The organism is Cupriavidus sp. KB_39, from assembly GCF_052114485.1.
GTDB lineage: Bacteria > Pseudomonadota > Gammaproteobacteria > Burkholderiales > Burkholderiaceae > Cupriavidus.
On record NZ_JBFREV010000007.1, the window covers coordinates 141,156 to 165,230 of the forward strand.

The 24,075-nt window shown below is 70.3% G+C and carries 21 protein-coding genes; 10 read left to right on the top strand and 11 right to left on the bottom strand.

The genetic code is table 11. The annotated features are described in order from the left end of the window. Positions 1-94 precede the first annotated feature (94 nt). Together AB4Z27_RS08055 and AB4Z27_RS08060 are read right to left on the bottom strand one after the other, a co-directional pair. Positions 95-895, bottom strand: coding sequence for an IclR family transcriptional regulator (locus AB4Z27_RS08055; protein WP_441644202.1), 801 nt, complete (start codon positions 893-895; stop codon positions 95-97). Next, complete coding sequence (locus AB4Z27_RS08060; RefSeq protein ID WP_441591025.1) at positions 895-1,680, bottom strand: IclR family transcriptional regulator; 786 nt, start codon at positions 1,678-1,680, stop codon at positions 895-897. Before AB4Z27_RS08060 ends, AB4Z27_RS08055 begins: the two co-directional genes overlap by 1 nt. A gap of 154 nt (positions 1,681-1,834) precedes the next feature. Between AB4Z27_RS08060 and AB4Z27_RS08065 the strand changes: the two genes are divergently transcribed. The 3 genes from AB4Z27_RS08065 (at position 1,835) to AB4Z27_RS08075 (ending at position 5,054) form a co-directional block, all read left to right on the top strand. Further along, the gene (locus AB4Z27_RS08065) at positions 1,835-2,995 is read left to right on the top strand and encodes an acyl-CoA dehydrogenase family protein (RefSeq protein WP_092293239.1); all 1,161 of its coding nucleotides are present in this window, start codon (positions 1,835-1,837) and stop codon (positions 2,993-2,995) included. A gap of 86 nt (positions 2,996-3,081) precedes the next feature. Next, complete coding sequence (locus tag AB4Z27_RS08070) at positions 3,082-4,017, top strand: Bug family tripartite tricarboxylate transporter substrate binding protein (RefSeq protein ID WP_255370766.1); 936 nt, start codon at positions 3,082-3,084, stop codon at positions 4,015-4,017. Positions 4,018-4,058: 41 nt separating this feature from the next. Continuing rightward, complete coding sequence (locus AB4Z27_RS08075) at positions 4,059-5,054, top strand: oxidoreductase (RefSeq protein WP_092293243.1); 996 nt, start codon at positions 4,059-4,061, stop codon at positions 5,052-5,054. A 155-nt stretch (positions 5,055-5,209) separates the two neighbouring features. On the opposite strand, the gene AB4Z27_RS08080 is transcribed toward AB4Z27_RS08075, so the two are convergent. From AB4Z27_RS08080 to AB4Z27_RS08105, 6 genes are read right to left on the bottom strand one after another with little or no spacing between them, the layout of a single operon-like run. Further along, a complete protein-coding gene (locus AB4Z27_RS08080; RefSeq protein ID WP_092293245.1) occupies positions 5,210-7,180 on the bottom strand; it encodes a hybrid sensor histidine kinase/response regulator in 1,971 nt (656 codons plus the stop codon). Continuing rightward, the gene (locus tag AB4Z27_RS08085; protein WP_092293247.1) at positions 7,173-8,090 is read right to left on the bottom strand and encodes a sensor histidine kinase; all 918 of its coding nucleotides are present in this window, start codon (positions 8,088-8,090) and stop codon (positions 7,173-7,175) included. The genes AB4Z27_RS08080 and AB4Z27_RS08085 overlap by 8 nt, the downstream gene beginning before the upstream one ends. Before the next feature lie 40 nt (positions 8,091-8,130). Further along, positions 8,131-9,177 carry an ATP-binding protein gene (locus AB4Z27_RS08090; protein WP_441644203.1) on the bottom strand — a complete coding sequence of 349 codons (1,047 nt, stop codon included), beginning with the start codon at positions 9,175-9,177 and terminating at the stop codon, positions 8,131-8,133. After that, positions 9,152-9,577, bottom strand: coding sequence for an anti-sigma regulatory factor (locus AB4Z27_RS08095; protein ID WP_441591024.1), 426 nt, complete (start codon positions 9,575-9,577; stop codon positions 9,152-9,154). Before AB4Z27_RS08095 ends, AB4Z27_RS08090 begins: the two co-directional genes overlap by 26 nt. 1 nt (position 9,578) lies before the next feature. Continuing rightward, positions 9,579-9,941, bottom strand: a complete 363-nt coding sequence (locus AB4Z27_RS08100) for an STAS domain-containing protein (protein WP_092293251.1) — start codon at positions 9,939-9,941, stop codon at positions 9,579-9,581. Positions 9,942-9,954: 13 nt separating this feature from the next. After that, positions 9,955-10,803, bottom strand: a complete 849-nt coding sequence (locus AB4Z27_RS08105) for an STAS domain-containing protein (RefSeq protein WP_092293253.1) — start codon at positions 10,801-10,803, stop codon at positions 9,955-9,957. Positions 10,804-11,079: 276 nt separating this feature from the next. Here AB4Z27_RS08105 and AB4Z27_RS08110 point away from each other — a divergent pair, with 276 nt between their 5' ends. The 5 genes from AB4Z27_RS08110 to pdeM are packed head-to-tail and all read left to right on the top strand — an operon-like array spanning position 11,080 to position 17,530. Beyond that, a complete protein-coding gene (locus AB4Z27_RS08110; protein ID WP_092293255.1) occupies positions 11,080-11,337 on the top strand; it encodes a hypothetical protein in 258 nt (85 codons plus the stop codon). Positions 11,338-11,371: 34 nt separating this feature from the next. Next, entirely contained in the window at positions 11,372-12,448 is a 1,077-nt protein-coding gene (locus tag AB4Z27_RS08115; RefSeq protein WP_092293257.1) for a ligase-associated DNA damage response exonuclease, read from the top strand. Then, complete coding sequence (locus AB4Z27_RS08120; protein WP_441591021.1) at positions 12,445-14,145, top strand: ATP-dependent DNA ligase; 1,701 nt, start codon at positions 12,445-12,447, stop codon at positions 14,143-14,145. Before AB4Z27_RS08115 ends, AB4Z27_RS08120 begins: the two co-directional genes overlap by 4 nt. Further along, entirely contained in the window at positions 14,142-16,829 is a 2,688-nt protein-coding gene (locus AB4Z27_RS08125) for a ligase-associated DNA damage response DEXH box helicase (RefSeq protein ID WP_441644204.1), read from the top strand. Before AB4Z27_RS08120 ends, AB4Z27_RS08125 begins: the two co-directional genes overlap by 4 nt. Beyond that, positions 16,826-17,530, top strand: coding sequence for a ligase-associated DNA damage response endonuclease PdeM (pdeM, locus tag AB4Z27_RS08130; protein ID WP_441591019.1), 705 nt, complete (start codon positions 16,826-16,828; stop codon positions 17,528-17,530). Before AB4Z27_RS08125 ends, pdeM begins: the two co-directional genes overlap by 4 nt. On the opposite strand, the gene AB4Z27_RS08135 is transcribed toward pdeM, so the two are convergent. Beyond that, positions 17,476-18,015 carry a CinA family protein gene (locus tag AB4Z27_RS08135; protein ID WP_092293265.1) on the bottom strand — a complete coding sequence of 180 codons (540 nt, stop codon included), beginning with the start codon at positions 18,013-18,015 and terminating at the stop codon, positions 17,476-17,478. The genes pdeM and AB4Z27_RS08135 overlap by 55 nt on opposite strands. Before the next feature lie 453 nt (positions 18,016-18,468). Here AB4Z27_RS08135 and AB4Z27_RS08140 point away from each other — a divergent pair, with 453 nt between their 5' ends. After that, positions 18,469-19,554 (top strand): flavodoxin family protein, encoded by a 1,086-nt coding sequence (locus AB4Z27_RS08140; RefSeq protein WP_441644205.1) that lies wholly within the window; start codon positions 18,469-18,471, stop codon positions 19,552-19,554. 19 nt (positions 19,555-19,573) lie between these two features. Here the strand turns inward: AB4Z27_RS08140 and AB4Z27_RS08145 are convergent, their stop codons facing one another. After that, on the bottom strand, positions 19,574-21,520 hold the full coding sequence (locus AB4Z27_RS08145) for a hybrid sensor histidine kinase/response regulator (RefSeq protein WP_441644206.1): 1,947 nt from the start codon (positions 21,518-21,520) through the stop codon (positions 19,574-19,576). Positions 21,521-21,835: 315 nt separating this feature from the next. Between AB4Z27_RS08145 and AB4Z27_RS08150 the strand changes: the two genes are divergently transcribed. Further along, a complete protein-coding gene (locus AB4Z27_RS08150; RefSeq protein ID WP_441644220.1) occupies positions 21,836-22,903 on the top strand; it encodes a Rieske 2Fe-2S domain-containing protein in 1,068 nt (355 codons plus the stop codon). Between the two features lie 25 nt (positions 22,904-22,928). On the opposite strand, the gene AB4Z27_RS08155 is transcribed toward AB4Z27_RS08150, so the two are convergent. Further along, positions 22,929-24,008 carry an alkene reductase gene (locus tag AB4Z27_RS08155; RefSeq protein WP_441644207.1) on the bottom strand — a complete coding sequence of 360 codons (1,080 nt, stop codon included), beginning with the start codon at positions 24,006-24,008 and terminating at the stop codon, positions 22,929-22,931. Positions 24,009-24,075: the final 67 nt, after the last annotated feature.

A 24,075-nucleotide genomic window follows, 5' to 3' on the forward strand; every position in this document is an offset into this window, starting at 1 on the left:
GAAAASACGAATGATCCTAGCCGAGCGTTGCGCCGTCAAGGAAAAGCCCGTGCGATGACGGTCTTTTGTGGTGTTTTTGCGATGATTTGCCGCGTCAGCGCAGCCCCAGCCGCGTCTCGAGCTGATGGGCCAGCGCCACGAGGCGCGGGCCAACCACCTTCTCGGCGGCATGGAAGGCCCCCGTTCGGGCCAAAACCCCGCAATTCAGCACGAACCAGCGTGAATCCACGCGCGCGCAGAGTGGCACCGCGAAGCCGAAGRCATCCCGCCGCCATTCGTCCCGGCTGGTGCAGTAGCCGTGCCGTGCCAGATCCTTGCGCGCCTGGGCCAGCGCCGGCGCGGCGCGGTGGAACGCCTCCGGGTCTTCCAGCCGCAGGCGGTTTAGCACGGGCGCGCTGGCCCCGGACGGCGCCCGGCACAGCCACGCCTTGCCGATGGCGGTGGCCAGCATCGGCATGGCGGCGCCCACATCGGGGGTGACCGCGAGGTCATGGGTGGCGAGCGCCGTCTCCACGTAGATCATCTGGGTCCGGTCCCGCACGCCCAGTGAGACCGCGCCGCCCACTTCGTCGGCCATCGCCTGCATCAGCGGGCGGGCGAGCTGGCGGATCGGCATGCCGCACAGCAGCGGGTAGGCCGGCGCCAGCACCGCCGCGCCCAGGCGGTACTTGCCCAGCGCCACGTCATGGCGGAGGTAGCCGAGCACGGCCAGCGTGTGGGTCAGCCGGGCGACGGTGGACTTCGACAAGCCCGTGCGCAGCACGAAGTCCCGGTTGCCAAGCAAGGACTCGCCGGGGCGGTAGGCCAGCAGGATGTCGATGCCGCGCGCCAGCGTGGTGGCGAACTGGCGGTCGCGCTCGGGCGAGGCGGGGGCTTGGGGAAGAGGAAGCGCCATCAGCCGGCTCCCGCCAGCAGCAGCTCCACCTCGTGCACCATCTCCATCAGGCCCGGGCCCATCCGTTCCTCCAGCATGCCGGGCGGCAGGCGGCTGGCCAGCACGCCGCAGTTGAAGATCAGGATCTCGCCGTCGATCAGCGTGCGCATCGGCACGGCCACGGCGTGCACGTCGCGCTGCCAGGCGCCCGGCGTGCGCGTGAAGCCGAGCCGCGCCAGATGTTCGATGGCTTCCGGCAGGGCCTCGGCATGCTCGCGCCAGTCGTCCGGTACGTGCTCGCGCAGGCCGGCGATGACCGGCGCGCGCACCGGTTCCGGGGCCTGGGCGAGCCAGGCGCGCCCCATCGCCGTGGTCAGCATCGGCAGTGAGGCCCCGATCTCCGGGCGGAACGCGATGGCGTCGTGGCCCCGGATGGTCTCCACGTAGACCATATGCAGGCGGTCGCGCATGCCGAGCGAGACCGTGCCGCCCATGCGGTCGCTGAGGCGTTTCATCAGCGGGCGGGCCAGTTGGCGCACGCCCAGCGAGGCCAGCAGCGGATAGCCGAGCGAGAGCGCCGTGGAGCCCAGCCGGTAGCGGCGCAAGTGGCTGTCGTAGAGCAGCAGGCCCCGGGCGGCCAGCGTGTACGTCAGCCGGCTGATGGTGGCCTTCGACAAGCCGGTCCGGTCCGCCAGTTCCTTGTTGCTCAGCACCGTCTCGCCCGCGCGAAAGCACTGGAGCAACCCCAGGCCATGGGCCAGCGTGGTGGCGAACGCGGGATCGGGGTGATGGGGGCGAGAGGGCATGGGGTTAACCCTTGGTTTGCGGTCTTGGCCGCGCGGTTCCATAAGGGTAGACGATGTTCAAGATAGCGAAACATCGATAGTGCGAACGATGCGCCCCCCGTAGGCTCGATTCGATGCATCGCCTTTGCTGGTGCCGATTAGAGCGAGACACTGAATGATCAGAGACCCGGAAGTCTTCGATCCCTTCCTGCAAGCGTTGCAACGCTTCGTGCGTGAACGTCTGGTGCCGCGCGAGGCCGAGGTGGCGGAGCGCGACGAAGTGCCCGGCGACATCGTGGACGCGATGGCCGCGCAAGGCATGTTCGGCTATTCGATTCCAGAGGAATACGGCGGCGCGGGCATGACCACCGAGGAACTGGTGCTGGCGGCGATGGTGCTGTCGCAGTGCTCGGTGGCGTTCCGGGCCCGCGTGGGCACCAACACGGGCATCGGCTCGGAGGCGCTGGTGGCCGACGGCACGCCCGCCCAGAAGCGCCGCTACTTGCCGCTACTGGCCAGCGGCGAGGTGACKGGCGCCTTCGCGCTGACCGAGCCTGAAGCCGGCTCGGACGCCACCGCGCTGCAAACCTCGGCCCGGCGCGACGGCGACCACTACGTGCTGAACGGCACCAAGTGCTTCATCACCAATGCGCCCCTCGCCGGCCTGTTCACGGTGATGGCCCGCACGGACCCGGACACCGCCGGCGCGGCCGGCATCTCGGCCTTCATCATCCCGCGCGACACCCCGGGGCTCACCACCGGCGCGCCGTACCGCAAGATGGGGCAGGCCGGCTCGCCGGTCTCCGAGGTGTATTTCCACGATTGCCGCGTGCCGGCAGAGAGCGTGATCGGCGGCGAGCCGGGGCAGGGCTTCCGCACGGCGATGAAGGTGCTGAACAAGCAGCGCATCCACCTGGCGGCGCTGTGCACCGGGCCGGCCATCCGCATGTTGGACGACGCCGTGCGCTTCGTCACCCACCGCAAACAGTTCGGCCAGCCGCTGGCGGACTTCCAGCTCGTGCAGGGCCTGATTGCCGATTGCCAGACCGACATCCATGCGGCCCGCGCGCTGATCCTGGAGACCGCGCGCCAGCGTGACGCGGGCGCGGACGTGACCATGGAGGCGTCGATCTGCAAGTACTTCGCCTCCGAGATGTGCGGCCGCGTGGCGGACCGCTGCGTGCAGATGTTCGGCGGCTACGGCTATATCGCCGACTACGGCATCGAGCGTTTCTACCGGGACGTGCGCCTGTTCCGGCTGTACGAGGGTACCAGCCAGATCCATCAGTTGAATATCGCCCGGCGCACCATCGCGCAGGCGACGGCGCAGCGCTGAACGTGTAATGTCACATCCGGATAAAACCACCGGAGATGACAAAAATGTTCAAAGCATCTGTAGTCGTCGCAAGTCTTGCATGGGCGATGTTGGGCGTGGTGGGGGTGGCGCAGGCGCAGGGCGCGTACCCCAATAGGGTGATACGGCTCGTGGTGCCGTTCGCGCCSGGCGGCACGGCAGACATCGTCGCGCGCCTGCTGGCCGATCCGCTGCGCGAGGAGCTGGGCCAGACCGTGGTGGTCGAGAACAAGCCCGGGGCGGGCGGCAATATCGGCGGCGAGATCGTCGCCCGTGCCGCGCCGGACGGCTACACGCTGCTGCTGGCCAGCGCGGGGCCGACGGTGATCAACCCGAGCCTGTATCCGAAGATGACCTTCGACCCCGCGCGCGACCTCGCGCCGGTGACGATGATCTCGCGCGACTTCAAYCTGATGGTGGTGAATGCCGGGCTGCCGGTGACCACGGTCAGCGAGTTCATCGCCTACGCCCGCACGCACAACGGGCAGGTCACCTTCGGCTCGCCCGGCAACGGCACGCCGGCCCAGCTGGCGGGCGAGCTGCTGAACCAGATGGCCGGCCTGCGCATGCAGCACGTGCCATATAAGGGCACCGGCCCGGCCGTGGCGGACCTCGTGGCGGGGCACATCACGGTGTTGATCGACAACATGCCCCCGCTGTGGCCGCACGTGCAGTCCGGCAAGCTGCGCGCGCTGGCGGTGGCCAGCGACAAGCGTGTGCCGATTGCCCCGGACGTGCCGACGGCGGAGGAGGCCGGGCTGAAGGGATTCACGGTCACGGCCTGGAAGGGCCTGATGGCGCCGGCCGGCACGCCGCGCGCGGTCATCGACCGGCTCAACCAGGCCACGCTGAAGATCCTGGCGCGGCCGGAGATGCGCAAGCGGTTGATCGACCAGGGCGCCGAGCCGGTCGGCAACACGCCTGAGCAGTTCGCCCAGCAGATCCGCGCGGACACCGCGTGGTGGGCGGCGCTGGTGAAGTCCACCGGCACGTCGCTGGATTGATTGGCAATGGTTTGATTGGCAATGGATAGATAGGAAAGGCTATGTCCCGATTTCTGGCTTACCGGCTTCACGCGCCCACGGCAGGGTCCAGCACCCCCACCGCCGGCTTTGTCGAACTGAACGTCGACGACCTGTCGCCCGGCGAGGTGCTGGTGCGCGTGGCGTGGTCGAGCCTGAACTACAAGGACGCGCTGGCCGCCGCCGGCATCAACGCCATCGTGCGGCAGTACCCGCGCATCGGCGGCATCGACCTGACCGGCACCGTGGCGGCCTCGTCCGACGCGCGCTTCCGTGAAGGCGACCTGGTGGTCGTGCATGGCTTCGGCATCGGCGTGGACCATGACGGCGGCCACGCGCAGTACGCGCGCGTGAAGGCGGACTGGGCGATGCCGCTGCCGGCCGGGCTCTCGCTGCGCGAGGCCGCCACGCTCGGCGCGGCCGGCTACACGGCCGGGCTGTGCCTGCACTGGATGGAGCACAACGGGCTGGCGCCGGCGCGCGGCAAGGTGGTGGTGAGCGGGGCGACGGGCGGCGTGGGCAGCATCGCCATCGACATGCTGGCGGGGCGCGGCTACGCCGTGACGGCGCTGACCGGCAAGGCTGCCGAACTCGATTACCTGCGCACGCTGGGCGCGGCGGAGATCCTGCCGGCCGAGGTGGCCAAGGGGACGGGCAAGCCGCTGGACCCGGCGCAGTGGGCCGGCGCCGTCGACGCCGTGGGCGGGGAGGTGCTGGCGTGGATGCTGCGCACGCTCCAGCCAGACGGCGTGGCCACGGCCTTCGGCAACGCGGCGGGCGCCCAGTTCGACGCCACCGTTCTGCCATTCATCCTGCGCGGCGTAAAGCTGATCGGCATCAACGCCAACAGCCCGATGGCGCTGCGCCGCGAAGTCTGGGCGAAGATCGCCGATACCTACCGCCCGCGCCACCTCGATCTGGTCGCCAACGAGATCGCCTTCCAGGACATCCCCGACGCCATGGCCCGCATGCTGGCGCGGCAGTCACGCGGGCGCTATCTGGTGCGGATGGGCGACTGACTTCGTAGCGGCACTGCCCCTCTCCCCCGGCCCCTCTCCCGCAAGCGGGAGAGGGGAGCACCCAACTGGCATATCAACGCGACGGTGTTCTCCCCTCTCCCTCTGGGAGAGGGGCCGGGGGAGAGGGCACGCGCCTGCCGCAGCCGCAGCGGCCCCTACTGCATCAGCCCCAGCACAGTTTCAATCGCGCTCATCAGTTCCTGCAGCCGCAGCGGCTTGCCGCACACCGCGTCGAAGCCAGATTCGATGGCCGCGCGGCGGTCCTGCTGGCGGGTGAAGGCGGTCAGGGCGATGGCTGGCGTGCGCGCCCGCGAGGCCACCGCCTCGCGGATGCGCACTTCGCGGATCAGGTCGTTGCCATCGCGGCCGGGCAGGCCGATGTCGCTGATGATGAGGTCCGGCGTGGCGGCCTCGATTTCATCCAGCGCGGTCTCGCAGTCGCGCGCGGTGCGCACCCGCGCGCCGTCGTTCGACAGGATGGCCGACAGCGCCGCCGCCGCATCGTCATCGTCCTCCACCAGCAGCACGTCCAGCGCGTTCAGCGGCACGCCCGGCTGGATCGCCGCCACCTCGGCGCGCTCGGCGCCCGGTTCGGGCGAGCCCGGCTCCACCAGCGGAATCGAGACCTCGAACATCGCGCCTTTGCCCTCGCCATGGCTGGCGGCATGCACCGTGCCGCCGTGCATCTCGGCCAGATGCTTGACGATGGCCAGCCCGAGCCCCAGGCCGCCGTGCTGGCGCCGGTTGGCGTCGTCGCTCTGCGTGAAGCGGTCGAACAGCAGCGGCAGGAAGTCCGGGGAGATGCCACGTCCCTGATCGATCACGCGCACGCGCAGCGTCTCGGCGTCTGAGCTGGCCTCCACGCGCACCGCGCCGCCCTCGGGCGAGAACTTGATGGCGTTGGAGAGCAGGTTCCACAGGATCTGCTGGAAGCGCGCCGGGTCCAGCCAGGCGCGGGGGACCAGCGTGGCCGGCAGGATCACGTCCAGCGCCACGCGCCGCTCGGCGGCCTGCGCCTGCATGCTGTCCAGCGCGCCGCCGATCACATCGGCGGGGTTGGTCAACTCGCGCTCCAGCTTCATCTTGCCGACGTTGAGCATCGACACATCGACCAGATCCGCCACCAGCCGGCGCTGGATCGCGATATTGCGCTCCACCGCCGCCAGACCGCGCCGGCCTTCCTCGGACGCCACATGGCGGCTCAGTACATGGGTCCAGACCGAGATCACGTTCAGCGGGTTGCGCAGTTCGTGCGAGAGGATGGCGATGAAATCGTCCTTCATCCGGTTCAGCCGCTCCACGGCGGCGCGCGCGGCCTGCTCGCGCTCGATCAGCTGCTCGCGCTGGCGCTCCAGCAGCACGCGGTCGGTGATGTTGGACACCACGGCCACCTTCACGCCGTTCTCCAGCACGGCCGAGATGCTCCATTCCAGGTGCATGGTCTCGCCCTGCGCGTCGCGCAGCGGAAACGCGCCCTGCCAGCCGTCCTGCAGGTGCTGGCCGGTGGCCTCGGCCACGCGCGCCACCCAGTCAGGCGGGGCGAAGGCGGCCACGTGCTGGCCGATCAGCGCCTCCGCCGGGCGCTGCAACAGGCCCAGCATGGCCGGGTTCAGGTCGACGAAGCGCCCGTCCAGATCCAGCGTGCAGATACCGCCGATGGCCTGGTGGTAGATCGCCCGGAAGCGCGCCTCGCTCTCGCGCAGCGAGCGCTCGGCGGCGCTGGCGCGCAGCAGCGAGGAGATCGTGGCCACCAGCACGGCCGGCTCGGCCGGGTGGACCAGGTAGGCGCTGGCGCCAGCGTCCAGGCCGCGCACCTTGTCGTAGTCGGCCACGTAGGTGGCGGAGAGGTGTACCACCGGCACGGTGGCGGTCTCGGCGCGCTCGCGCAGGCGGCGGCAGACCTGAAAGCCGTCGATGTCCGGCAGGTTGACGTCGAGCACCACGGCGGAGACGCTGGTGTCGGCGCGTTGCAGCGCCTCCTGGCCGCTCTCGGCCTCGATGGTGCGGAAGCCGGCCGCGCTCAGCACGCGCACCGTGGCGTAGCGCGTGACCGGGTTGTCATCGACCACCAGCACCAGCGGCGGGGTGTCGCCCCTGCCGATGGCCGCTACGATGTGATCAGCCATGATGGTCTCCGGCAGGCGCGTCCGTTGGCACGGGCAGCGCCACCGGCACGGTCACGTAGAAGCGCGAGCCCACGCCGACTTCGCTCTCGAAGCCCACATGCCCGCCGAGCAGCTCCGCCAGTCGCTTGCTCAGCGCCAGCCCGAGGCCGGAGCCCCGGTAGCGCCGCTGCAGCGGGGAGTCGATCTGCACGAAGTCCTGGAACACCTCGCCGTGAGACTCCGCCGGGATGCCGATGCCGGTATCGCGCACGGAGAACGTGATGGTGTCGTCGCCGTCGCACACGGCCGAGACGCGGATCTCGCCGCTCGGCGTGAATTTCAGCGCGTTGGAGACGTAGTTGCGCAGGATCTGCGAGAGCTTGCGGTCGTCGCTGAACAGCTTGGGCACGTCGTGCGGGGCCTCGAAGATCAGCGACACCTCCGGGTTGGTCAGCACGGGCTTGAACATGCCGCGCAGGGCATCGAACAGCGCCACCATGTCGAACCAGGCCGGCGACACATCCACGCGGCCCGCCTCCAGCCGCGCCAGGTCGAGCAGGTCGTTGACCATCTCGGCGAACTCGGCGGCAGTGTCGCGCACGAACACCACCTGCTTTTCCTGCTCGGGGGTGAGCGGGCCGTCCACGCGGTCGATCAGCAGCCGGGTAATGCTCTGGATGGCGACGATCGGCGTGCGGAACTCGTGGCTCATATAGGCCAGGAAGCGGCTCTTCAGCTCGGTGGCCTGGCGCAACTGGTCGGCCTGGATGTCCAGTTCCGAGTACAGCGCCAGCACGCCGCGATTGGTTTCCTCAAGCTCGGCGCGCAGCGCCTCCACTTCCTGGGTGCGCGCCGCCAGCGCGGCCTGGAGTGCGGCGGGGTCGGTGTCGGGGGAGGCGGTCGGGTGGGTCGGGTGGGTGGGGTGGGTCATAGCGGCCAGTCTCACGGTGTCTTGCGGGGGCCCGGGGGCATCACCGCTGCGCGCGGCGAACCACCACGACGGTGGCATCGTCGCGGCCCCGGCAGAATTTCCAGAACACGAACGCGGCCACCAGCGACGGATCGCGCTGCAGCACGGCCGGGTCGTCCAGCCGCCAGCGCGACTGGATGCCATCCGAATGCACGATCAGCACGGCGTGCGGCGGCCACTCCACCTCCTGCTCCTGCACGGCCCGCATTTGCAGGCCGGCGGTGCCATTCTGGACCAGCAGCGTGCGGTCGTCGATGCCGGATAKCACGCGCGCCATGACGTTGCCGGCGCCGGCATAGCGGATGCATTGGGCGCCGGCGTCCACGCGTGCGGCCGTCACGGCGGCGCCGCGCGTGGTGCGCAGCGCGCCGTGCGCCAGTTCCAGGTAGCGGCCGGGATGGCTGCCCCGGGCCCGGGCGAACACGGACAGCGCCACGGCGGCGGCTTCGGCGGCGTCGGGGCCGTGCCCCAGGCCGTCCGCCACCACCACGTCGGCGCGGTGGTCGTGCACGGCCACGCTCCAGCCGTCGCCGCTGACCGTCTCGCCCGGCGCGGCCACGCAGACCGCGCCCACGTCGAAGCCGTTGCTGGTGCGGCGCGCCGTGCCGCCAGCATCGCGCTCGCGGTAGAAGCGCGCCAGGATCAGCGTGCCCTGGCCGGGGCGGGTGTAGATGTCGAAGTCGTCGGCCAGCCGGCTGACCGCGCCGAGGCCCTGGCCTGCGCTGCCGCCGGTGGAATAGCCGTCCCGCAGGCAGGCCTGGAGGTCGGTCATGCCGGGGCCGTCATCGATYGAAATCAGCTCGATGGCGATGCYGTCGCCCAGTTGGCACGCYGCCACCAGCAGCCGGCCGCCCCGGGCGTGGTTGACGAGGTTGTTGCCCAGCTCGTTGACGGCYACGGCCAGCCGRCCGGACTGGATGGCATCGAAGCCGTGCCGCCCGGCCAGTTCGGCGGCGGCGCGKCGGGCCTCGCCCACGCGGCTGCGGTCGCCCATCGGCACGGCGATGTGCGGGCCCAGGTTGTTACTTCCACCGAGTGATGCTGACACAGGTTCCCTCGCCAACTTTGGTTCTGATGGCGAACTCGTTCACCAGCCGTTTGCTGCCCGACAGGCCCATGCCCAGCCCGCTGCCCGTGGTCCAGCCGTCGACCAGCGCCTGTTCCACGTCCGGAATGCCGGGGCCCTTGTCCTCGAAATGCAGCCGCAGGCCCTTGCGGATGCCCTCGGCCAGCATCTCCCAGCGCATTTCGCCGCCGCCGCCGTACACCACGGTGTTGCGGGCGAGTTCGCTGGCCGCCGTAATCATCTTAGTCTGCTCCACCAGCGAGAACTTCAGTTGGATTGTCAGCGTGCGCACCATCGCGCGCGCATGGACGATATCGCGCTCGTCCTTGAGCGGGGAGCTGCCCGTATCGGCCAGCTCGGTGGCCACGGCAGGGGTGGCCATCTCAGGCCACCCGCGCGGCGGCGTCGAGCATCTGCATGCCGCGCTCCACGCTCAGGGCCGTCTTCACGCCGCCCAGCGAGAGCCCCAGCTCCACCAGCGTGATGGCCACGGCCGGGCGGATGCCCACCACCACCGTGGTCGCGCCGAGGATGCGGCTGATGTCCGAGATGCTCACCAGCATGCGGCCGATGAACGAGTCCACCATCTCCAGCGCCGAGACGTCGATCAGCACGCCATGCGCGCCGGTCTGGTCGATGGTGGAGGCAATGTCTTCCTGCAACATCAATGCGGTCTGGTCCTGCATGTCGATCTGGATCGTGACCAGCAGGTTCTTGCCCATCCGCAGGATTGGAATCCGTTCCATGGCGCCTCCGGGTTCAGGCGGCGCGGGTGACGGTGTGGCCGGTCATGCGCATGGCCGTGGCCAGCGCGTCCGCCAGCGTGGACTTGGTGATGATGCCCTGCAGGTCGATGCCAAGATGGACGATGGTCTGCGCAATCTGCGGCCGGATGCCGCTGATGATGCTTTCCGCGCCCATCAGGCGGATGGCCGTGACGGTCTTCATCAGGTGCTGCGCCACGAGGGTGTCCACGGTGGGCACGCCGGTGATGTCGATGATGGCCAGCTCGGAGCCGGTGTTCACCAGGCGCTCCAGCAGCGTTTCCATGACGATCTGCGCGCGGCTGCTGTCCAGCGTGCCGATCACGGGCACCGCCAGCACGCCGTCCCACAGCTTGATCACGGGCGTGGACAGCTCCAGCAGTTCGTGCTGCTGGCGCATGATGATGTCCTCGCGCGTCTTCTGGTAGGTGGAGACGGTCCACTGCGCCATGCGGTCCACGATGGACGAGGCGGCCCAGACCACCTCGATCTGGCCCTCCACCTCGCCGCGATGGCGCTGCAGGCCATCGAACAGCGGGCGCTTGAGCGCCAGCACGAAGCCGCTGGTCACGTCGGCCGTCTCGCCCTGCGCCGCGCGGGCGGCGGACAGGTGCGACAGCGTGTCCCGCAGGGTGGTCCAGGCACGGCTGTCGAAGTTGCTCGCGTCGGCATCCGCCGACAGGCCGGTGTCAAGCGCCTTGAGAATGGCGCGCTGCTCGGTCTCGAGGTTCTGGCTCAGGCCGCGGCCGCCCGTGTAGGTGTGATATTCGGCGGTCCAGCCGCGCAGGATGGTGTCCGGGTCCTCGCGCAGGAGGTCCGCTAGTCGCTGGTTTTCTGGGCGCATGAAGGTGTGAAAGATGGGAGGGATCGGGCAAGGAGGCGTCCGCGGCTGACCACGCCGCACGGCAGGACGTTGAGTCGATTCTAGGAGAGATTCATAGTCGACACTATCGGCGCCCGGCTGATTGACGCCGTATGGGAAATCGGCATTCCGCTCTCTAAGTGATGCATTGGTAACTTTGTGAGAATGCGCCGACAGCCGAACGGGACACCCCACGCTGGCCGGCGCCGCCCCGGGCCGACTACGCTGGATAGGGATCGTCAGGTCGGGAGGATTTCCGTGGATTGGCTCGATGCGCTGCAATGGCCCGCGATGGCGGTGACGGTGGCCGCCACCTGGCTGGTCGGCAGCCGCGCGGCGGGCCGTCGCAAGGTGGGCTTCTGGGTCTTCCTGGCCAGCAACGCGATGTGGGTGGGCTGGGGTTTCCATACCGGGGCCTGGGCGCTGGTGGTGCTCCAGTTCGCGCTGGCCGCGCTCAACGTGCGGGGCATGGCGGAGGCCCGCAAGGCGCGGCGCGCGGGGCCGTCCGCTACCTGACGCCCCGCCTATATATAGAGGGGGATGGATCCCGATGGCCGACCTGATCGTCGCGCGGCCGGAAGGGCTGTATTGCCCGCCCGGCGACTTCTATATCGACCCGTGGCGCCCCGTGGCGCGCGCCGTCATCACCCACGCCCATTCGGACCACGCGCGCTTCGGCCACGGCAGCTACCTCTGTGCCGCCCCCGGGCGCGGCGTGCTGCTGGCGCGGCTGCCGGGCATCGCGCTGGAGACGCTGCCCTACGGCGAAGCCATCACGCATCACGGGGTGCGGCTGAGCCTCCATCCGGCCGGACACGTGCTGGGCTCCGCCCAGGTGCGGCTGGAACATGGCGGGCAGGTCTGGGTGGCCTCCGGCGACTACAAGGTCGAGGCCGACGGCACCTGCGACCCGTTCGAGCCGGTGCGCTGCGACACCTTCATCACCGAAAGCACCTTCGGCCTGCCGATCTACCGCTGGCCGACGCAGGCCGCGCTGATGGCCGAGATCTTCGGCTGGTGGCAGGCCAACGCGGCGGCGGGGCGGGCGAGCGTGCTGTACTGCTACGCCTTCGGCAAGGCGCAGCGCATCCTGCACGGGCTGATGCGTCATGCGGGCGCGGACGTGGCGCTGCCGGGGCCCATCGTCGTGCATGGGGCGATGACCACGCTGAACCAGGCCTATGCGGATGCCGGCGTGGCCCTGCCACCCACCCTGACCACGGCGGACCTGCCGGCGCGCAGCCCGGCCCTGCGCCGCGCGCTGGTGGTGGCGCCGCCGTCCGCGCAGCGCTCCACATGGCTGCGCCGCTTTGGCGAGGCCGCCGATGCCTTCGCCAGCGGCTGGATGCAGTTGCGCGGCACGCGGCGCCGGCGCGGCGTCGATCGCGGCTTCGCGCTGTCCGACCATGCGGACTGGCCCGGGCTCCTTTCGGCGATCACCGCCACGGGCGCGCCGCGCGTCATCGTCACGCATGGCAACGTGCCGGTGATGGTGCGCTACCTGTGCGAGCAGGGCTGGCAGGCGCAGGCGTTCCAGACCGAGTATGGGGACGACGCCGGGGACGATGACGAGCCGTCGCAGGAGACCGTGGAAACCCCGGTCGAAACCCCGGAGGCAGCCCCATGAAAGCCTTCGCCGACCTCTACGCGGCGCTGGACGGCACCACGTCCAGCAACGCCAAGCTGGCGGCGCTGGTCGATTACCTGCGCGCCGCGCCGCCCGAGGACGCCGCCTGGGCGGTCTACTTCCTGTCCGGCGGCAAGCCGCGCCAGCTCGTGCCGGTGGCGATGCTGCGCGAACTGGCCCGGCAGGCCGCCGCGCTGCCCGAGTGGCTGTTCGAGGAAAGCTATCAGGCCGTGGGCGACCTGGCCGAGACCATCGCGCTGTTGCTGCCGGCCACGCCCCACATCGACACGGCCGGGCTGGCCGAATGGGTCGAGCAGCGCCTGCTGCCGCTGCGCGGCCAGCCGCCGGAGGTGCTGCGCGAGCGGCTCGATGCGCTCTGGCGCCCGCTCGACGCGCGCGGGCGGCTGGTCCTGTTCAAGCTGATCACGGGCGCGTTCCGCGTGGGCGTGTCGCGGCTGCTGGTCACCCGCGCGCTGGGCGAGGTGGCCGGGCTGGACGCCAAGCGCGTGGCCGAGCGCATGGTCGGCTACACCGACATCTCGCGCCGCCCCGATGCCGCGCACTACCTCGCGCTGATCGCSCCGGACGATGCCGGGACGGCGGCGGGCGAGGGCGCCCTCGCCACCTTGCAGCGCGGCGGCCAGCCCTATCCGTTCTTCCTCGCCCATCCCTTGCAGGCCCCGGTGGAGGACTTCGACACCGTGCTCGGCGCCCCGGCCCGSTGGCAGGTGGAATGGAAGTGGGATGGCATCCGCGCCCAGCTTGTGCGCCGGGCCGGCGCCACATGGCTGTGGTCGCGCGGCGAGGAACTGATCACCGAGCGCTTTCCCGAGCTGGCCGAAGCCGCCGCCACGCTGCCGGATGGCACCGTGCTCGACGGCGAGATCGTGATCTGGCAGGACCGCCGCGTGCAGCCGTTCGCCTTGCTCCAGCAGCGCATCGGTCGCAAGACGCTCGGCGCCAAGCTGCTGCGCGAGGCGCCGGCCATCCTGATGGCCTATGACCTGCTCGAATGGCAGGGCGAGGACTGGCGCGCCCGCCCGCAGGCCGAACGCCGCGCGCGGCTGGAGCAGGTGATTGCCGATCACGTCCACCCGGCGCTGGAGCTGAGYCCGCTGGTCGATGCCGACAACTGGGCGCGCTACGCCACGCTGCGGGAGACCTCGCGCGAACTGGGCGTGGARGGCTTCATGCTCAAGGCCGCCGACGCCGCCTACGGCGCGGGGCGGACCAAGGACGTGGGCGTCTGGTGGAAGTGGAAGATCGATCCCTACACCGTGGATGCCGTGCTGATCTATGCCCAGCGCGGCCACGGCCGGCGCGCCAGCCTCTATACCGACTTCACCTTCGCGGTCTGGAACGCCCCGCCGGGCACGCCGGAGCGCGCGCTGGTGCCGTTCGCCAAGGCGTACTCRGGGCTGACCGATGCCGAGATGCGCGCGGTGGACGCCATCGTGCGCAAGACCACCGTGGAGTCCTTCGGCCCGGTGCGCAGCGTCACGCCGACACTGGTCTTCGAACTCGGCTTCGAGGGGATTTCCCGCAGCGGGCGGCACAAGAGCGGCATCGCCGTACGGTTTCCGCGCATGCTGCGCTGGCGCACGGACAAGCCGATCGAGGAGGCCGACACGCTGGCCACGCTGGAGGCGATGCTGCCGGGCGCCGCGCGCGCGGTGCCGGCCGAGGATGCCGCATGAGCGAGGCCGCACCGTTCGTCCGCGCCCCGCCAGTGGCTGAGACGCTGCCGGCGCTGTTCGCGGCCCGCCACTGGCAGCCGTTCGATTTCCAGCGCGACGTGTGGGACGCCATCGCCCACGGCCAAAGCGGGCTGCTCCACGCCACCACCGGCACCGGCAAGACCTACGCCGCGTGGCTCGGCGCGCTGCTGGCCTTCGCCGAACCGCCGGCCCGGGCCGGCGCCACGCCGCCGCCGCTCACCGTGCTGTGGCTGACGCCGATGCGCGCGCTGGCCGCCGACACCACGCGCGCCTTGCAAGCCCCGCTGGCCGAACTCGGCCTCGACTGGACCGCGGGGCTGCGCACCGGCGACACCGGCAGCAGCGAACGCGCCGCGCAGGCGCGCCGCCTGCCCACGGCGCTGGTAACCACGCCAGAGAGCCTCTCCCTGCTGCTGACCCGCGCCGACGCACGCGAGGCGCTGGGCCGCGTGCGTCTGGTCGTGGTCGATGAATGGCATGAGTTGATCGGCTCCAAGCGCGGCGTGCAGGTGCAACTGGCGCTGGCGCGGCTGCGGCAATGGCAGCCCGGGCTGATGGTCTGGGGACTGTCGGCCACGCTCGGCAACCTCGACCATGCCAGCGACGTGCTGCTGGCCGGCCTGCCGGACGATCGCCGGGTGCTGGTGCACGGCCACACGCCGAAGACGCTGGTCATCGACACGCTGCTGCCGGACGCCGCCGGGCGCTTTCCGTGGGCGGGGCATCTCGGCCTGTCGATGCTGCCGCACGTGGTGCGCGAACTGGAATCCACCAGCACCGCGCTGGTSTTCCTCAACACGCGCTCGCAGGCCGAASTCTGGTATCAGGCCCTGCTCGATGCRCGSCCCGAGTGGGCCGGCCAGATCGCGCTGCACCACGGCTCGCTGGACCGCGCCGTGCGGGACTGGGTGGAGGTGCATCTCAAGAACGGCGCGCTGCGCGCCGTGGTGTGCACGTCGAGCCTGGATCTGGGCGTGGACTTCCTGCCCGTGGAGCGCGTGCTCCAGATCGGCTCGCCCAAAGGCGTGGCGCGGCTGTTGCAGCGCGCCGGACGGTCTGGCCATGCGCCGGGGCGGGCGTCGCGCGTGACCGTGGTGCCCACGCACAGCCTGGAACTGGTGGAAGCCGTGGCAGCGCGCAACGCGGTGCGCGCTGGCCGTATCGAGGCGCGCGAGTCCCCGGACAAGCCGCTCGACGTGCTGGTCCAGCATCTGGTGACGGTGGCGCTCGGTGGCGGCTTCCGCGCCGATGACCTGCTGGCCGAGGTGCGCACCACCTGGGCCTATCGCGCGCTGAGCGACGAAGAATGGCAGTGGTGCCTCGACTTCGTGCGGCAGGGCGGGAGCACGCTGTCCGCCTATCCSGACTATCGCCGGGCGATGCCCGACGAGGCCGGCGTCTGGCGCGTGCCCGATGCCCGGCTGGCGCGCCGGCACCGCATGAGCGTGGGCACCATCGTCAGCGATGCCACGATGCAGGTGCGATTCTGGACGCGTGCGGGCAGCGGCGGGGCCTCGCTGGGCACGGTGGAGGAGGGCTTTATCGCGCGGCTGGCGCCCGGTGACTGCTTCCTGTTCGGCGGCCGGCTGCTGGAACTGGTGCGCGTGCAGGAGATGACCGCCTACGTGCGCCGCGCGGCCGGCAAGCGGCCCTCGGTGCCGCGCTGGAACGGCGGCAAGATGCCGCTTTCCACCGAACTGGCCGAGGCCGTGGTCGATACGCTCGAAGCCGCCCAGCTTGGCCACCTCGACCCGGCCAGCACGCCCGAACTGCCGCTGATCCAGCCGCTGGTAGACCTGCAGGCGCGCTGGTCGGCGCTGCCCACGCGCGGCACGCTGCTGGCCGAGACCCTCCATTCGCGCGAAGGCTGGCATCTGTTCCTCTATCCGTTYGCGGGCCGCTCGGTGCATYTGGGGCTGGGCAGCCTGCTGGCGTGGCGGCTYGGGCAGCAGGTGCCGGCGACCTTCTCGGTGGCCGTGAACGACTACGGGCTGGAACTGCTGGCCTCGGCGCCGCTCGACTGGGCGCACTGGCTGCCGCTGGTGCTGGCCGAGGAACGCCAGCGCGACCTGGCCGCCGACGTGCTCGGCAGCCTGAACGCGGGGGAGCTGTCGCTGCGGCGCTTCCGCGAGATCGCCCGCGTGGCCGGGCTGATCTTCCAGGGCTACCCCGGCGCCCACAAGAGCGCGCGCCAGTTGCAGGCGTCATCGAGCCTGTTCTACGAGGTCTTCCGCAAGCACGACCCGGCCAACCTGCTGCTCGGGCAGGCCGAGCGGGAGGTGCTGATGCAGGAGTTGGACGCCCACCGGCTGGCTGACACGCTGGCCCGGCTGGCCGCGCTGCGGCTGGACCTGCACGCGCTGAAGCGCCCCTCGCCGCTGGCCTTTCCGCTGGTGGTGGAATTCCTGCGCGAGAAGCTCAGTACCGAGAAGCTGGCCGACCGCATCGCCCGCATGCTGGCCGAACTGGAGGCGGCGGCGGGGCCGGTGGGGGATACCGTCGATGCTGATGCCGATGCCGCGCAGGTGGCCGAGGTGGCGCGCTTCGGCATGGCCGATCACGTCAAGTCAGGTGGCCGCAGTGGTGGAAGAAGCGGGGCCAGCGGTCGCGCACGTCGCTCGGGGCGCCCGCGCAAGCCATCGAAACCGCTCCCGCTGCTATGAGCCAGCCAGACGCCGCCACGTTGCATGCCTTCGGCGCCCAGGCCGTGGAAGTGGCCGGGGAGACGCTGTGGCTGCTGCCCGAGCACGCCATCTGGTGGCCCGGCGCGGCGATGCTGCTGGTGGCGGACGTCCACATCGGCAAGGCCGCCGCGTTCCGGGCGCTGGGGCAGCCGGTGCCGCCCGGCACCACGGCCGAGAACCTCGCCCGGCTGCACGCGCTGGCCGTGCGCTATCCGGCGCGGGAGCTGGTGTTTCTGGGCGATTTCCTGCACGCCCGCGCCGCGCGCACGGCGGCGGTCATCGTCGCGCTGCACGACTGGCGCCGGGCGCTGCCGGCCCGCGTGCGCTGCACGCTGGTGCGCGGCAACCACGACACCCACGCCGGCGACCCGCCGCCGGAACTCGGCATGACCGTGGTCACGGAACCGCTGCGGGCCGGCCCGTTCGCGCTGTGCCATATGCCGGGCGCTTCCCCGGACGGCTATGTGCTCGCGGGCCACCTCCATCCGGCCGTGGTGCTGCGCGGCAGCGGTGCCGACGCGCTGCGGCTGCCGTGCTTCGTACTGGGGGAGCATGGCGCGATCCTGCCGGCYTTCGGCGCCTTCACGGGCCATGCCACGATCCGGCGCGCGCCGGGGGACCGCATCTATGGGGTGGGCGACGGGCGGGTCTGGCCGGTGCCGCCGCGCGCCAGTTCGTAGTAGTGCGGGATGCGCAGCAGCGCGTAGTCGGCGGCAGCGAAGCGCACGGTGTTGCGGTCGCCGTCGAAGCGCCGCGTCTCCGTGAACACGGCCAGCGGGGCAGTGCGGCCCGGCATCCGCAGCACCCACGCGAAGCACTGCGTGCCAGCCGGGGTGTCGTCGGGCGCGTTGCCGTCGGCCACGCCCGTGTTGGCAATCGCCAGATTGGCATCGGCCAGACGCAGCACGCCGTGCGCCATGGCCAGCGAGACGGCCTCGCTGGTCAGCCCGTGGCGACGGATGACTTCCTCGGGCACGCCCAGCACCGAGGTCTTGATGTCGGGCGCATAGGCCACCACGGCGCAGCGCAGCACGTCGCCGCAGCCGGGCACCTCGGCAATGCGCGACGCGATCAGCCCGGCCGTGCACGACTCCGCCGTGGCCAGCCTGAGACCATGCCGCGCAAGGAAATGCGCCGTGTCCCGGATTTCAGGACTTTCTTTCATGTCGATGCCTTGTCGAGTGATGGCGTGGAGGGGCAGGTTTTGTGCCAGCGCGGCTGGAACCGCCGGCCCTCTCCCCCGGCCCCTCTCCCGCAAGCGGGCGAGGGGAGCACACCGRCAGGCTTTGATGGGCCCCTGGTTTTYTCCCCTCTCCCGCAAGCGGGCGAGGGGAGCACACCGRCAGGCTTTGATGGGCCCCTGGTTTTTTCCCCTCTCCCGCAAGCGGGCGAGGGGAGCACACCGACAGGCTTTGATGGGCCCCTGGTTTTCTCCCCTCTCCCTCCGGGAGAGGGGCGGGGGAGAGGGACGGCGTATCCACGGGCGACGCCGCGCGCAAAACCTGCATCGTTCTCCACGCATCCCCTTGTAAGACTTGCCAAGCCGCCCCACTGGCGGGCGCTGCGGGGTGGCGCCTATCTTGCAGAGACCTATGCGTCACCACAGAGGGGGAACGCCATGGACAAAGACGCCGCCCACGACGTGCGCAAGGGGCAGGTCACCGAAAAAATGCCGCGCGAGGCGTTTCGCGAGCGCTTCCGGGCGCGCTTCTACGACCCGGCGTTCCGCGCCGAAGAGGCCGCGATCGACCGGCTCGAAGCCATCGCCTGGGCCGCCTACGCCGACAGCCGCAAGGCGCCGCTGACCGCCAAGGCCGGCCCGGGCGCGGCGGACCCCGGCTACGACGTCTCCGTGGAATGGCTCGCCGCCCGGGACGCCATCGCGGCAGCGCAGCAACGGCAGTCAGACCCCGCCACGCCGCCCCGCGTGCTGCTGGTGGTGGCTGCCGCGCGCAACGACTTCACCTGCCCGGGCGAGATGTCGAAGTCATGGCGGCTCGCCGAACTGGCCCGGGCGCGGCTCGAACACGATGGCATGACCGTCGATGTGCTCGACCTCAGCGTGCTGACCTCGGACCCGGACCGCCAGATCCACCCCTGCAAGGGCTGCGTCTCCACCGCCATGCCGCTATGCCACTGGCCGTGCAGCTGCTATCCGAACCACGCGCTCGGGCAGGTCAACGACTGGATGAACGACCTCTACCCGCGCTGGGCCGCCGCGCACGGCGTGATGATCATCACGCCGGTGTACTGGTATCAGGTGACCAGCCCGCTCAAGCTGATGATGGACCGGCTGGTCTGCGCCGATGGCGGTAACCCGGACCCGAGTAGCACACACGGCAAGACCGTGCCCGAGGCCAAGGCACTGGAACTGAAGGGCTGGGACTACCCGAAGCACCTCGCGGGCCGGGTCTACGGCCTCGCGGTGCATGGCGACGTGGCCGGCATCGAAGGCGTGCGGCGCGCGCTGTCTGACTGGSTCGACTGGATGGGGCTGGTCGATGCGGGGCAGAAGGCCCGGCTCGACCGTTTCATCGGCTATTACAAGCCCTACGCGACGTCGCACCGCGAACTCGATGTCGATGGGGACGTGCAGCGCGAGGTGGAAACCGTGGCCGGGGCCGTGGCCAGCGCGGTGCGGCTGCGCCGGTCCGGCGGCCTCCCGCAGGCGGACGAGGGTCTGCCGGCGCCGCGCGTGAAGTAGGGGGATGAGGCCGGCGATGCTAGCCGGCGTCGATGGCCTGGAGCAGCGCTTCCAGCTCCACCGGCTTGACCAGATGCCGGTGGAAGCCGGCCTCCTGGGTCTGCTGGCGGTCCGAGGCCTGCCCGAAGCCGGTCATCGCGATATAGCGCGTGTTGGCCAGCGCGGGCATCTGGCGCAGCGCGTGGACCACCGCGAAGCCGTCCATGCCCGGCATGGCCAGGTCGACCAGCGCCACGTCCGGCCGCATGCGCGCCGCCACGTGCACGGCTTCCATGCCATCGTAGGCAATCGTCACGGCGTGGCCGGACATCTCGAGCAGGATYGCCATGCTGTCGGCGGCGTCGCGGTTGTCRTCCACCAGCAGCACGCGCAGCGGCCGGGGCGTGCCGGCGGCGGCATCGGCGTTCTCGCCGGCCGGATTGAACGCCGCGGCCAGCGGAAGCTGCACCGTGAAGGTGGCGCCCAGCCCGGGCCCCTCGCTCGTGGCCGAGACCGAGCCGCCGTGCATCTCCACCAGCGAGCGGCACAGGGACAGGCCGATGCCCAGCCCGCCCTGCGCGGTGCTGCCGGGGCGGTCTTCCTGCACGAACAGGTTGAAGATCGTGTCGAGCGACTCGCGCGCGATGCCCCGGCCATGGTCGATGATCTGGATCACCAGCGTGCGGTGGCGCACCATCGACGTAATCGAGATCGACGCGCCCGGTGGCGAGAACTTGGAGGCATTGAGCAGCAGGTTCTGGATCACCTGCACCAGCCGCGTGCGGTCCGCGAACAGCGGGATGTCCTCGGTGGCGGCGGTTACGCCCACCGGCTGGGACTTGGCGGCCAGCGTCGGCTCGGCGGCCTCGATGCCGAGCGCGATGATCTCGCGCGCCTGCATCGGCTCCCGCCGCAGCTCGATCTTGCCGGCGGCGATGCGGCCCACGTCGAGCAGATCGTCCACCAGCCGGGTGAGGTGGGTCATCTGCCGGTCGATCAGGCTCAGGCTCTTTTCGGTGACGGCGGGCTCCTGCGGGCGCAGCCGCATCACGGTCAGTGCGTTGCGGATCGGCGCGAGCGGGTTGCGCAACTCGTGCGAGAGCGTGGCCAGGAACTCGTTCATGCGGCGCTCCGATTGTTCAAGTTCGACCAGCCGCTTGCGCTCGCTCATGTCGCGCGTGACCTTGGCGAAGCCGCGCAGGTTCTGGCGCTCGTCATAGACCGCCGTGATGGTCACGTTGGCCCAGAACAGCGAGCCATCCTTGCGCACGCGCCAGCCCTCGTCCTCCACGCGGCCCGTGGCGCGGGCGATGGCCAGCTCGCGGCCGGGCTTGTCCGCCGCCAGGTCCTCGGCGGGATAGAAGACCGAGAAGTGCTTGCCGACGATCTCGTCGCGGCGGTAGCCCTTGATATAGGAGGCGCCGGCGTTCCAGCTCATCACYCGGCCGTGCGGGTCGAGCATGAAGATGGCGTAGTCCTTGACGCTCTCCACCAGCATCCGGAAGGTTTCCTCGCTCTGGCGCAGGGCCTCGGCGGCGAGGCGCTGCTCGGTCATGTCGCGCGTGACCTTGCCGAAGCCGAGCAGGTGGCCCTTGGGGTCGCGCAGCGCCGTGATGACCACGTTGGCCCAGAAGCGGGTGCCGTCCTTGCGCACGCGCCAGCCTTCGTCCTCGAAGCGGCCGATGCGCGCGGCGGTCTCCAGCTCCATGCCCGGCCAGTTACGCGCGCGCGCCTCGTCGGTATAGAAGCGGGAGAAATGCTGGCCGACGATCTCGTCGCGCGCATAGCCCTTGATCCGTTGCGCGCCGGTGTTCCAGCTGGTGACGTGGCCCTCGGCGTCCAGCGTGAAGATGGCGTAGTCCGTGACGGCCTCCACCAGCGTGCGCAGGCGTTCGCTATCCACATCGTTGGGCGAGGCGGCTGGCGAGGGCCCCGAAGGCTGCGAAGGCGGCGGGGGCGGGGAGGGTGGGGATGCGGGGCGCGGCATCGTGTTGGCTGGCTTCAGATCCTCCAAGGATACATAGATTTCGACCATTTCTGGCCCGGTGGCTACCCGCAGGCAGGAGATTCCCACCCATCGGGCAGGCCGGGGCTGTCGCCGCTCCGCAACACGTGGCGCGGGGCGTGCCGGGGTGGGGTAACGTCGGAGAAATGCCGACATACCGGGGGGGCGCAATGGGGTAGACTCGATCGCTTCCCTGCCAGTCCTGGCTCCACGGAGACGCCACGCATGTATGCCGAGTCCGCGCTTGACCGCCGWACCATCGATYCAGCCGTGCAGGCGGAGCCGCCGCCAGCCGCCATGGCGGCGCCGCAGCCACTGGCCGGTGACGTCGGCGTGCGGGACCTGCGGCGCGTGCCGATCCACCCCGACTACTGGTATCCGCTAGCCTGGTCCAAGGAAGTGAAGCGCGGCAAGGCGCACGGCGTGCGCTTCGCGGGCGACCCGATCGTGCTGGTGCGCACCGAGAGCGGCAACGTGTTCGCGCTCGAAGACCGCTGCGCCCATCGACAGGTGCCGCTGCACGCGGGCGTGGTCGATGGCGAATCGATCCGCTGCTGCTACCACGGCTGGACCTACGAYTGCACTGGCCGCTGCATCGACGTGCCCTACCTCGGCAAGGAACGCCTGCCCAACGGCGTGCGCGCCTACCCCTGCAAGGAAGTGGCTGGCCTGATCTTCGTCTTCCCCGGGGACCCCGCGCTGGCGGACAGCAAGCCGCTGCCGGCCTTCGCCTCCGTGGCGGACAAGCAGTACAAGACCCGCCGCCTGGGCCGCGCGGTGAAGTGCCACTACTCGTTCATGCATGAAAACCTGATGGACATGAACCATCAGTTCCTGCATCGGCGCCAGATGGGCATGATGCGCGCGCGCTCGGYCGGGCGCAGGCGCGGYGAGGGCTTCGTCGAGGTCGATTACACCTTCACCCGCGAGGGCGGCAAGCAGCCCGTGGGCGAGGCGCTGGTGTTCAGCAAGGACGGCGGGGAGAACAGCAAGGATGTGATGACGGTACGTACCGTCTATCCCTATCAGACACTGCAGATTCGCTCGGGCAGCGGGACGCTGGTGATGGACCTGTGGATTGCCTACGTGCCGCTGGACGCGGCGCAGCGCACCAACCGGACCTTCGGCATGCTGTCGATTCGTCGCCCGGGGCTGCCGTTCGCGCTGGACCTGGCGTGGCCGCTGCTGGTCTGGTTCACCGAACGGATCTTCAAGGAAGACCGCGAGATCGTGGAGATGGAACAGGCCGCCCACGACAAGCAGGGCGCGGACTGGAACCACGAGGTGTTCCCGGTCATCCGCGACCTGCGCGACCTGCTGCGCGAGTGCGGCGGCCGGACGGTGATTCCGATCCAGAAGATCTGAACCCCGTCCCAGCCGACCTACGCCATTACGACGCCGACGCGGTTTCCAGCGTCGGGTAGTCCGTATACCCGCGCGTCTCGACGCCGCCCGTGCCGTACATCGTGGCCGGGTCGACCGCGTTCAGGTCGGCGCCCAGCCGCAGCCGTTCCACCAGATCCGGATTGGCGATGTACGCGCGGCCGAACGCCACGGCGTCGGCATCGCCCGTCGCCAGCACAGCCGTCGCGGCGGCCTGGTCGAAGCCATCGTTGGCGATGATCGCGCCACCGAATTCGCGCTTCAGCAGCGGCAGCAGGGCGCCTTCGCCCGGCGTCTCGCGCACGAACAGGAAGCCCAGGCCGCGCTGGCCCAGCGCCCGCGCCACATGGCCGAAGGTCTCGGCCGGCTGGCTTTCGGCCATCGAATGACTGGGCGAACGCGGCGCCAGATGCACCCCCACGCGCTTGGCGTCCCACACGGCCGTCACGGCATCCGCCACTTCCAGCAGGATGCGCGCGCGGTTCTCGATCGATCCGCCGTATTCATCCGTCCGCACATTGCTGCCGTCCTGCAGGAACTGGTCGAGCAGGTAGCCGTTGGCGGCGTGGATGGTCACGCCATCGAAACCGGCCGCCTTGGCGTTGGCGGCGGCGCGGCCGAAGTCGGCCACCACGGTGCGGATCTCGTCACGCGTGAGTTCACGCGGCACTACGAAGGGACGCTGCGGACGCAGCAGGCTCACATTGCCCCCGGCCGCGATCGGRCTCGGCGCCACAGGCTGGCGGCCATTGAGCAGGCTCGGGTCGGAAATCCGGCCCACGTGCCACAGCTGGGCCACGATGCGGCCRCCGGCGGCGTGTACGGCATCCGTCACTTGTTTCCAGCCTGCTACCTGCTCGCCGGACCACAGGCCCGGCACGTTCTGGTAGCCCACGCCGTCTTCGGAGATGGGCACGCCCTCGGAAATCAGCAGGCCGGCGGAGGCGCGCTGGGCGTAGTACTCGGCCATGACCGCGTTGGGGACATGCACGGGCTCGGCGGCGCGCAGCCGGGTCAGCGGCGCCATGACGATGCGGTTCGGCAGCGCCAGGTCACCAATTTGCAGGGGATCGAACAGGGTGGGCATAAGCATATCCGTCACGGTTATAAAGCTTGCAAACTGCAAGTAACGCAAGCTTAGCAGCGCGCGGTAA